We start from the raw sequence: 10,177 nt of genomic DNA on the forward strand, positions 1-10,177 counted from the left end.
CATTGACAAGAAGCCCTCACAGCTCTCAGGCGGCATGAAGCAGCGCGTGGGCATTGCGCGCGCGTTCTCCATCCAGCCCAAGATGCTGCTGCTGGATGAACCCTTCGGCGCACTCGATGCGCTCACGCGCGGCACCATCCAGGACGAGCTGATGGCCATCGTGCGCCAGACGCAGCAGACGGTCTTCATGATCACGCACGATGTGGACGAAGCCATCTTGCTGGCCGACCGCATCCTGCTCATGAGCAACGGCAACGAGACGCCCGAGGGCTATCGCCCCGGCGGCATCGCCGAGGTGGTGGTGAACCCGCTGCCACGCGAACGTACGCGCACCAGCCTGCACCACCTGGACGGCTACTACGCGCTGCGCAACCACATCGTGGACTTTCTCGTCACCCGAGCCAAAGCCCACTGATTTCCTGAATAACCCAGCACTGTCGTGTTGCCCCTTGGGGGGCAGGGAGTGCTGCACCCTGAAGTTCCTGTTCCCTGTTCCAAAACCCATCCAACCGAAGGAGCCAACACCATGAACCGCAACGACGTTACCGAAAAGATCATCAGCACCAAGGTCGCCAAGGGCCTGCAATGGGAGGCCATTGCCAAGAAGGTCGGCCAGTCCAAGGAATGGACCACGGCCCTGTGCCTGGGCCAGATGACTGCCACGCCCGAGCAGGCCAAGATCGTCGGCAAGATCTTCGGCCTCACCGCCGAAGAGCAGAAGTGGCTGCAGGTGGTGCCCTACAAGGGCTCGCTGCCCACGCCCGTGCCCACCGATCCGCTGATCTACCGCTGGTACGAGGTGGTGAGTGTGTACGGCACCACCATCAAGGAGCTGATCCACGAAGAGTTTGGCGACGGCATCATGAGCGCCATCGACTTCAGCATGGACATCCAGCGCGAGGCCAATCCCAATGGCGACCGCGTGAATGTGGTCCTGTCCGGCAAATTCCTGCCCTATAAGCAGTACTGAAATCGGGCCCAGGCCGTGTTCGTCACAGCACTTTGACGGCGCGGCCAATGAACTGGATAGGCCCCGTGGGTTTGCCAATCGGCGAGCCCGTGGGCGGTTCCAGCGTCAGCTCGAACAACTGGTTGGGCTGCAGCGGCGGCAGCTTGTCCAGCGGGATCTGGAGCGGCTGACCGGGCTGCACCAGGCCCAGCGATACGGGGCCGCTCCAGCCGTCGGCCTTGGTCCAGAACTCCAGGGCCTTGTCGGCCGGTACTTCGGCCACACCCAGCGGAATCAGGCTGATCTGCCGGGGCGAGCTGGCCTGCACCACCCAGCCCGGGGCCTTGTCCTGCGGCGCGACCAGCACCACCATGAACTGTGGCGGCGCGGCCACTGGGGCGGTGCGTGTGACGAGCACTGCCGCGAGCACCGCTGCCATGGCAAAGCCCGAGCCGGCGAGGGCACGCCACAGGCCCAGGTGGTCCCACCAGCGCACGGATGGCTTGCGCTCGGTTTTTGCGCGGGGTTGGGAGGTAACGGACGTCGCAGCCGGCTGTGCGCTGGTGGCCTGCAGCGACTGGTCGATGCGCGCCCACAAGGCAGCGGGCGGCGCGATGGGCTCCGCCAGCTGGGTCAGCGGCAGCAGGCGGGCTTCCCATTCGGCCACCGCCTGTTGCAATGCCTTGTCACCTGGCAGGCGTTGCTGCACGCCCTGGCGTTCGGCGGCGGGCAGGGTGCCCAGCACGTACTCACCGGCCAGAACATGCAGGTCTTCCGGCGAGGGGGTGGACGGTGTGTTGCGCACGTCGGTCATGCCATGCACTCCCGCAGCGAAACCAGGCTGCGCCGGATCCACGCCTTGACGGTGCCCAGCGGCGCGCCGAGGCGCTCGGCAATTTCGCCGTGCGAGCAGCCGTCCACATAGGCGTGCAACACGCAGTTGCGGCGCGCGGGGTCCAGGGCCTCCAGGCAATGCTGCAGGCGGCCCAGGCTGGCGTTCAGCGCAAAGGTTTCCTCGACCTCGTGGTGGGCCTGCACAGACATGTCGGCCTCCAGGGCTTGGGTGGTGGTGTCGTCCACATCAACGTGGCGGCCCGCGTCGCGCACGGCGTTCAGGGCCAGGTTGCGCACCACGCTGTAGATCCAGCCGCGTGCGCTGCCCCGGCTCGCGTCGTAGCTGGTGGCGCGCGTCCAGATGTTCACGCACGCATCGTGCACGATGTCCTCGGCCAACGCGCGCTGGCGCACGATGCGCAGCGCCACGCCCAGCAGCCGTGCGCCCTCCTGTTCATATAGGCGGTGCATGGCCTGCCGGTCGCCGGCTGCGCAGGCGGCCAGAGCGGCTTCGTAGTCAAAATCGCCAGGGGTGTCGGGCACGGTGTGCAGGCAGCGGGGCCTTGGCTAAAGGGTGGGCGCATCGTAGCCGCAAACCCGCCACCGCCTGGCGGTAGCCCCCGCTGGGCAGGGGATTGCGTGTGCGTGGTTTACGCGGCCTTCCAGAAGATGTAGTCGGCCTGGTACTTCACGATCTGGCGCTCGCCCTTGTTGGCGGTGGTGCAGGCAGCAGCGGGTGCCACGCCACCCTTCAAGGCCACGCGCTGGATGAAGGTCACGCCGGTCATGGCGCCCGAACCCATGGCGGGGTTGGCCTTGACGAGCTGGTAGGGCAGGTTGCCCGTGCCCGAGGGTGCCACGGCCAGCTGGGTAGCCGTCAGCTTGGACCCATCGCTCGACTCCCAGGTGGCCGGTGGGCCGTAGTAGGTGCCCACTTGTTTGCCGCTGCGGTCATTCAGCACGGCCTTGGGGCCCACGAACACCCATTCGGTCTGGCCGGGCATGTTGGCCTTGTCGCGGCATTCGTAGGTGATCTCGCCCACGCCCACGGTTTCCATTGCCACCTTGTTGCCAGTCGGTACCTTGATGCTGTCGGGCAGGCTGTCCTGCGAATACATGGATTTGGAAGGCGACGACATCATCGAACCGCAGGCGCTCAGCAGCACGGCGGCGGCAATGGCACCCGTCAGGGGCAGCAGGCGGGAGATGGGGGACGTGTGGACGGTCATGGCGTTTCTCTCTGGTCTATGGGTTGATAGGACAGCAGCAAGTTGCGCTGCTGTAGGTACTACCCACGAAAACGCCGTTTGGATGCAGTGGATGCCAAAAATTTTTTGCCGGTGCCAGCCCGGGCAAGATTGCCGCCCGGGCCCGAGGCTGCCTCAATGCAGGGTCAGCGGCTGGGTGGTGGTCTTGACCCGCACCACGGCCGCCCGGTGCTCATAGGGGGCCACCGGTTGGCCCAGGATGGCGGCCGCCAGCGTGCGCGCCTGCCGGGCAATCGGTTCGATGTAGCGGCTGCACTGCCCGTCGACGCTGATGCAATCGCCCAGTGCATGGATGCGGGATACGCTGGTCTGCAGCGTGCCTGCGTCCACCGCGATGCCGTGGGCCCAATCAAGCCCTGCACTCTGCGCCAGGCGGTGGGGTGGCAGCAGGCCTGCTGCCACCACCACTTCGTCGGCGGCAAATCGCCGCCCGCAGGTGGTGGTGACGCGGTAGCGCGAACCCACGCGCTCCACATTCGCAACCTGCAGGCTGCCTTCAAAGCGGATGGACAGATCCCTCCAGGCGTCCAGCAGCTGCGGGCCCGCCTGCTGTTCTTGCCAGCGCGCCAGCGGCTCGGCGGCCGTGTCCAGCAGCGTGATGCGGTGGCCGCCCAGTGCCAGGTCGTTGGCCAGCTCGCTGCCGATCAGGCCCGCGCCGATGATGAGCACGTCCTTGGGCTGCTCGCCCAGGTGCTGGCGCAGGCGCTGGTAGGCGTCCAGGTGGTTGATGCGCCAGCACAGGCTGGCGGGCAAGCCCGGCGGCAAGGCGGCCTGCGCACCGTGGGCCAGCACCAGGTGGCCGTAGCGCAGCACGCCCCGCGTGGTGCGCAATTGGCGGGTGTCGGCGCAGATGCGCACGGCATGGGTGTGGGCCAGCAGGGTGACGCCCAGGCGGTGCGCCGCATCGCGACCGGTTTCGGACACCAGGGCCAGCGGGTCCAGCTGGCGCGCCATGGCCACCGACAGCAAAGGCTTGTCGTACCGGTCGCCAGCGCAGGCCGTCACCAGGGTGATGGGCAGCGTGGCGCTGTGTTGGCGCAGGGTTTCGGCCAGTTGCCAGCCTGCACGGCCCGCGCCGACGATGACCACGCCCGGCTCGCCACGCACGCGCAGGGAGGCGGCTGGCGCTGCGCTGGCCTGCGCCCGCAGCGCCTCCAGCGTGGGGGCCTCATATGGAGAAAAATCGGCCTTGGTCACTCCACACAGCGGGCAGGCCCAGTCGTCGGGTATGTCCGCCAGCCGCGTGCCCGGCGGCAGGCCGCCATCGGGGTCGCCGTCGGCCTCGTGGTAGACGTAGCCGCAGGCGTTGCAGATGTAGCTCTGCCAGGGCGCCTGGGCGGCCGCGTCGGCAAACGCATCGCACAGCGCCTGCGATGCTGCGCTCAACACGAACTCGGAGGTAACCGATGGCGTGGTGGCGGTGGGGAGGGCGCGCGTCATGCAGGCATCTCCTCGGTGCTGAGCCGGGCGATCTCCTTGCGCAGGTGCTTGATGGCGGGCGTGACGATGGCCACAAAGTGCGACTCGCGCACGCGCCGCTGCACGTCCGAGCTCATCAGGTAGCCGCGCGCGCCCTGGTGCATCAGGGCCGACTGGGCGGCGCGCAGGCACAGCTCCGCGCCATGGGCACGGGCGTCCAGCACATCGATGAAGAAGTCGGTGCTTGTGTCGAACGGCGTCTGGGCCAGTTGCATGACGCGTGCGGTCAGTGCATCCAGTTCGGCCTGCAGGGCGTCGGGCCGGTCTTCCAGGAACTGGTTGACGTGGCCCAGTTGGGCCTCCACCGCCCACATCGAGTCGATGGCGCCCTGGGTGATGCCCACCGCCATGCCACATTGCAGCATCACGAACGCAGCGCGGATGCGGGCGATGAAAGGCCGGGTAGGGTCGGCCATGGTGTCGGCCGTGCCGATGAAATGGTCCTTGAGCCGCAGTGCATAGGTGCCCGTGCCCTCCATGGCGGAGAAGCTGGGGCATTCGCGCATCTCCACGCCCGGTGCGTCGCAGCGCAGCAGGAACATCACCTCGCGCTGGCTGGCCGCACCGTCGGCCTCCACCACCGCCGCAATCGCGCCGCAGTAGTGGTCGGGCCCCAGGTTGCTCACCCAGGGCAGGGTGCCGTTGACGAGGTAGCCGCCCTCCACCGGCGTGGCCTTGAGCAGCAGGCTTTCGATCTGCGCGTAGCTCTTCATGGGGTTGGACAGCGCCGTGCCGCCCATGCCTGCGCCGCTGGCGTGGCGCTGCAGCACATCGCCCATCAGCGTGGGGTTGCCCGACTGCTGCAGGTACAGCCCACACACCGCCTGGCACCACATCATGAAGCCGGTAGCGCCGCACACGCGCGAGGCCTCGGCCATGGCGCGGATGGCCAGGCCGTAGTCGGCCGGGCCCGCCGTGCTGTCCAGGTGCGCGCTCATCGCGCCCACGGCGGCCAGCTGCTGCAGCTCCGCGCAGGGGTAGTAGCCGGTGCGGTCAATCGCCTCCACCTGCGCGGCCAGCGGGCCCTGCGCAATCTGGCGCACGGCGGCCAGCAGCGCATCGCCCCGCAGGGCGCCGTCCAGGTGGAGTTGGGGAGGGAGGTCGGCGGGGTTCATGGGGCTCCTTGGGTGCGCAGGGAACGGTTGGTCAGGTAGGGGCGGCACACAAAACTCAGCGAAGCGGTTCTGGCTAGGCGCTGCGTCGCAGGCAGTACGAGTAGTACGACAAGACGCGGCAACGACGCCAGAAGAGTTTTGTGTGTCGCCCTCAGTCCGCGAGGCTGATCTCGAAGGGGATGGGGTTGCGCATGCTGTTGGCCACGGGCGAGTAGAAATTGGCGTGCTGCACGATCTCGTCCAGCACCTCGCGCGGTGCATCGCCTTCCACCCGCACCTTCACGCGGATCGCCTGAAATCCCATCTCGGGGGGCGTCTTCTGCAATGCACCACCCGCACCCCAGGCGGCCGGGTTGCCGATGTCGCCTTCCATGAAGACCTCGATCTTGCTGAGCTTGACCTGCTTCCAGGTGGCCACGGCCGTGATGCCCACGGCCAGGCAGCCGCCCAGGCCCGACAACACGATTTCGCCGGGCGCAGGCGCCGTGTCCTGACCGAACAGGTGCAGGGGCTCGTCCACCACCACCGGCGCATGGTTGCCCACATAGCTCAGCGAGCGGTACTGCCCCTCCATTACCGTATGGACCTTGTTGGTGCCCCGGCTGGCAGGATTGTTGCGGCCCTTGTCGGCAAAGGCCATCAGCCCGTCGCGGTCGATGGGGGCAGGTGTGTGTGCACGGTGGTGACGGGGGCAGAGGGTTCCAGCAGATCGGTGGACATGGTGTTCCTTGGAGAAAGAGAAGGGAATGCAAAAAAGAAGGACAGGGTTCGCAGCGGGCCATGCCCGCTGCAACAACGCACGGTGCTCAGGCCGCCAGTGCCAGCGCAGGCTTTTTGGGGAACTTGACCAGCGGCAGCCCGCTTTCGATCGGCAACTTGTCGTCGCGCGACCATTCGTTCCACGAGCCGAAGTACATGCGCACATCGGCAAAGCCCGCCTGCTTGAGCGCCAGGAAGGTGTTGGACGCGCGTGCGCCCTTGAAGCAATACAGGTACACCGTGTCCGCCGGGCTGATGCCCGCCGTGGCGCATTCGGCGCGCACTTCGTCGGGCGACTTGAACACCGGACCCTGGGGCGAGGGCTTCATGAAGCGGTACCACTCCAGCCACTTGGCGCCCGGCAGGCGGCCTTTGCGCGGCGCAAAGTCCTTGCCATAGGGGCTGGAGCTGTCGCCAATCCACTCGTCCACATCGCGCACGTCCAGCAGCACGGTGTCGGTGCCCAGGGCCTCGATCACATCCTCCTTGGTCAGCATCACATCGGTGGTGGCCAGCTGGGTGGGGAAGATGGCGGGCGTGGGCACCACCGCCTCGGTGGAGACGGGCAGCTCTGCCGCCTTCCAGGCCGAGTAGCCGCCATTCAATACCTTGACCTTGGGGTAGCCCAGCCAGGTCAGCAGGTAGTAGCCCCGGCACGACTGGCCGTAGCCGCTGTTGAGTGCATCTTCATAGAACACGGCCGTCTCGGCGCCCGACAGGCCGATGGCGCCCAGGTGCGCGGCAAAGGTGTCTTTCAGCTCCTGCAGGCCTTGGGGCGTGGAGGTGGCGAGATACGTGAATGTCTCGCGCAGGTTCACCGCGCCGGGGATGTGCCCCAGGGCATAGGTGTCGGCGTCGCGGGTGTCGATCAGCACCACAGGTTCTGCGGCTTGCAGGGCCAACAGCTGGGTGGGTGAGATGAGGACGGCGTCGGAGGCGGTGGCGGTCACGGTGCTCATGGAAAACCTTTCGGTGCGGTGGTGGGCGGGATGCCTGCCTTCCTTATCGCAACAGGTGTGCCAGAGCTTGGGAATGCAAAGAAATTTGAATGAAATAGGCTGCTAGCGCTGATTGGTAAAGCGCTGGTAGCTATTGATTTGATAGTATTTTGTGTAGACTATCACCAGAGCGCAGCCTGTCCAACGCGGACGCTGAACACTGTGTCTACAAATTGTTGACACAGTGTTGGGCGTCACTTCAAGCCTGCTTTGCGCAGCCGGTAAGCGAACTGCCGGAGCGTCAACCCCAGGCTCTGCGCTGCGCGCGACTGGTTGCCGTGGTGTTCGACCAGCGCGGCCTGCAGCACCTGAACGCTGTGGGACTGGGCCGAGGCGTAGTCGCGCACCAGCGGTGCTGCGGCGATAGGGGTAGACGGCATCTCGGCCTGAATCTGCTGAACGGGCGCCGGTGCGGGTGGCAAAACCACAGCCGCAGTGGGTAGAAACCGGTCCAGCTCCGCCCGGGTCACCAGCGTGTCATTGGCCAGCAGCACCAGGCGTTCGATCACATTGCCCAGCTCGCGGATGTTGCCGGGCCAGGGGTGTTCTTCCAGCCGCGCCAGCGCGTCGGGCGAGAGGTTCACGTTGCGCTGGTGCGCCTGATTGGCGCGGCTCACAAAGTGCAGCGCCAGCGCGCGGATGTCCTCGCGCCGCTCGGCCAGCGAGGGCAGGCGGATGGGGATCACGTTCAGGCGGTAGTACAGATCCTGCCGGAAGTTTCCGGTCTCCACCTCCTGTGCCAGGTCGCGGTTGGTGGCTGCCACCAGGCGCACATTGACTTTGACCTCGCGCTGCCCACCCAGGCGCACCAGCGTGCCCTCCTGCAGCGTGCGCAGCAGCTTGGACTGCAGGGCCAGCGGCAGCTCGCCAATCTCATCCAGAAAGATGGTGCCGCTGTCGGCCTGCTCGAACCAGCCCGCGCGGGCTGTGCTGGCGCCGGTGAACGCGCCTTTTTCATAGCCAAACAGTTCGGATTCGAACAGCGCGTCCGGAATGGCCGAGCAGTTGACCTTGATGAAGGGCCGGTCGCGCCGCCCGCTGGCCAGGTGCACGGCGCGTGCGAACAGCTCCTTGCCCGTGCCCGACTGGCCCAGCAGCAGCACGGTGGCCTGGGTTTGCGACACGCGCTCCAGCTCGCTCAAGGCCTGCAGCAGCGGTGGCGAGCTGCCAATGAGCCCGTAGCGCGCGCTTTTGGTGTTGAGCGCATTGGCCAGCACGGCGTTGCGCGCCTGCAGCTGCCGCGTCTGCTCGGCCACCAGGGCTTCCAGCTGCAGCAGCTGCCCGACCAGCGTGGCCAGCACGCGCAGCACCGCCAGGTCGTCGTTCAGGTGGCGCTGGCGGCTACGGATGCGGTGGCAGGCCAGCACGCCGATGGGCGCGTTGTTGACCTCGATCGGCAGGGCGATGAAGGCCACTGTCTCGGGCGGCAGCTGGCTGCGCTCCACTGCGCGTGCCAGAAACAGCGGTTCGGCATCAATGTCCTGCACGATGGCAGGCTGCCCCGTGGCCAGCACGCGGCCTGTGATGCCCTCGCCCCAGGCGTACCGCCCGCGCTGCACCTCGGCCTGGGTGAGTCCGTACGCATGCTGGATGGAGGCGGTGCGCGGCGCGCCGGCTGGGGAGGAGGGAGCGTCGTCCACCAGCACGATGCGCCCCCGGTTCAGGCCCAGCAGTTCGCTCATCAGGTGCAGCATTTCGCGCAGCACCAGGCCGGGCGCCAGGCTGCGGCCGATGAGGCGCATCACCTCGCGCATCAGCAGCAGCTCCTGGGCGTGCCAGTCGGTGGGGCTGTGCGAGCGGGCCGTGCTGGAAGGGGAGGGCATGGGCGGTGGGGGCATGTCAGGGCGATTGCAAGTTCTGCGCCCGGGTGCATTAAAGTCGCCTGCGTCCCGCCATTTACCGACTTTTTCACCTTCTCGAAAGCCCCCACCATGACCACCCTCGGAACCCCTCTGTCCCCCCATGCCACCAAAGTCATGCTGCTGGGCTCGGGCGAGCTGGGCAAGGAGGTGCTGATCGCGCTGCAGCGCCTGGGGGTGGAAACCATTGCCGTGGACCGCTACGACAACGCCCCCGGCCAGCAAGTGGCCCACCACGCGCGCACCATCACCATGAGCGACCCGGCCCAGCTCAAGGCCCTGATCGAGGCCGAGCGCCCGCACCTGGTGGTGCCCGAGATCGAAGCCATCGCCACCCCCATGCTCGAAGAGCTGGAAGCCGCGGGCACCGTGCGCGTGATCCCCACGGCCCGCGCCGCGCGCCTGACCATGGACCGCGAAGGCATCCGCGTGCTGGCTGCCGAGACGCTGGGCCTGCCCACCAGCCCTTACAAATTCTGCAATTCGCTGGAAGAACTGCAGGCCGCGATTGATGCAGGCATCGGGTACCCCTGCATCGTCAAGCCCGTGATGAGCAGCTCCGGCAAGGGCCAGAGCAAGATCGACGGCCCCGCCGACGTGCAAAAGGCCTGGGACTACGCCATGGCCGGTGGCCGGGTGAGCCACGGCCGCGTGATCGTCGAGGGCTTCATCGACTTTGACTACGAAATCACCCAGCTCACCGTGCGGTCGGTGGGCGCCGACGGCCAAATCACCACCAGTTTTTGCGACCCCATCGGCCATGTGCAGGTGAGTGGCGACTATGTGGAAAGCTGGCAGCCCCACCCCATGCACCCGGCCGCACTCGAAAAGTCGCGCCAGATCGCCAAGGCCGTCACCGACAACCTGGGCGGCCAGGGATTGTTTGGCGTGGAGCTGTTCGTCAAGGGCCAGGAAG

At 67.0% G+C, this 10,177-nt stretch carries 10 protein-coding genes and 1 pseudogene; 3 read left to right on the plus strand and 8 right to left on the minus strand.

Annotated elements, in window-relative coordinates:
* Together DBR23_RS11225 and cynS are read left to right on the plus strand one after the other, a co-directional pair.
* A partial coding sequence (locus DBR23_RS11225) for an ATP-binding cassette domain-containing protein (protein WP_146191310.1) occupies positions 1-415 on the plus strand: 415 nt, incomplete at its 5' end.
* A gap of 111 nt (positions 416-526) precedes the next feature.
* Entirely contained in the window at positions 527-970 is a 444-nt protein-coding gene (gene cynS / locus DBR23_RS11230) for a cyanase (RefSeq protein WP_008905293.1), read from the plus strand.
* A gap of 22 nt (positions 971-992) precedes the next feature.
* Here the strand turns inward: cynS and DBR23_RS11235 are convergent, their stop codons facing one another.
* From DBR23_RS11235 to DBR23_RS11270, 8 genes and pseudogenes are all read right to left on the minus strand, one after another.
* The gene (locus DBR23_RS11235; protein WP_108498299.1) at positions 993-1,763 is read right to left on the minus strand and encodes an anti-sigma factor domain-containing protein; all 771 of its coding nucleotides are present in this window, start codon (positions 1,761-1,763) and stop codon (positions 993-995) included.
* A complete protein-coding gene (locus tag DBR23_RS11240) occupies positions 1,760-2,326 on the minus strand; it encodes a sigma-70 family RNA polymerase sigma factor (protein ID WP_056059648.1) in 567 nt (188 codons plus the stop codon). Before DBR23_RS11240 ends, DBR23_RS11235 begins: the two co-directional genes overlap by 4 nt.
* 107 nt (positions 2,327-2,433) lie before the next feature.
* Positions 2,434-3,012 (minus strand): DUF3455 domain-containing protein, encoded by a 579-nt coding sequence (locus DBR23_RS11245; protein ID WP_108498300.1) that lies wholly within the window; start codon positions 3,010-3,012, stop codon positions 2,434-2,436.
* A gap of 153 nt (positions 3,013-3,165) precedes the next feature.
* The gene (locus DBR23_RS11250) at positions 3,166-4,491 is read right to left on the minus strand and encodes an FAD-dependent oxidoreductase (protein WP_108498301.1); all 1,326 of its coding nucleotides are present in this window, start codon (positions 4,489-4,491) and stop codon (positions 3,166-3,168) included.
* The gene (locus DBR23_RS11255) at positions 4,488-5,645 is read right to left on the minus strand and encodes an acyl-CoA dehydrogenase family protein (RefSeq protein ID WP_108498302.1); all 1,158 of its coding nucleotides are present in this window, start codon (positions 5,643-5,645) and stop codon (positions 4,488-4,490) included. Before DBR23_RS11255 ends, DBR23_RS11250 begins: the two co-directional genes overlap by 4 nt.
* Before the next feature lie 151 nt (positions 5,646-5,796).
* Positions 5,797-6,365, minus strand: a pseudogene (locus DBR23_RS11260) (OsmC family protein).
* 86 nt (positions 6,366-6,451) lie between these two features.
* Positions 6,452-7,363 (minus strand): sulfurtransferase, encoded by a 912-nt coding sequence (locus DBR23_RS11265; protein WP_056745584.1) that lies wholly within the window; start codon positions 7,361-7,363, stop codon positions 6,452-6,454.
* 233 nt (positions 7,364-7,596) lie between these two features.
* Positions 7,597-9,225 (minus strand): sigma-54-dependent Fis family transcriptional regulator, encoded by a 1,629-nt coding sequence (locus DBR23_RS11270; RefSeq protein WP_233250400.1) that lies wholly within the window; start codon positions 9,223-9,225, stop codon positions 7,597-7,599.
* Positions 9,226-9,333: 108 nt separating this feature from the next.
* On the opposite strand from DBR23_RS11270, the gene purT reads away from it, so the two are divergent.
* The coding region (gene purT, locus DBR23_RS11275; protein ID WP_108498305.1) for a formate-dependent phosphoribosylglycinamide formyltransferase at positions 9,334-10,177 on the plus strand (844 nt) is incomplete at its 3' end.

The organism is Acidovorax sp. HMWF018, from assembly GCF_003061035.1.
Taxonomy (GTDB): domain Bacteria; phylum Pseudomonadota; class Gammaproteobacteria; order Burkholderiales; family Burkholderiaceae_C; genus Acidovorax; species Acidovorax delafieldii.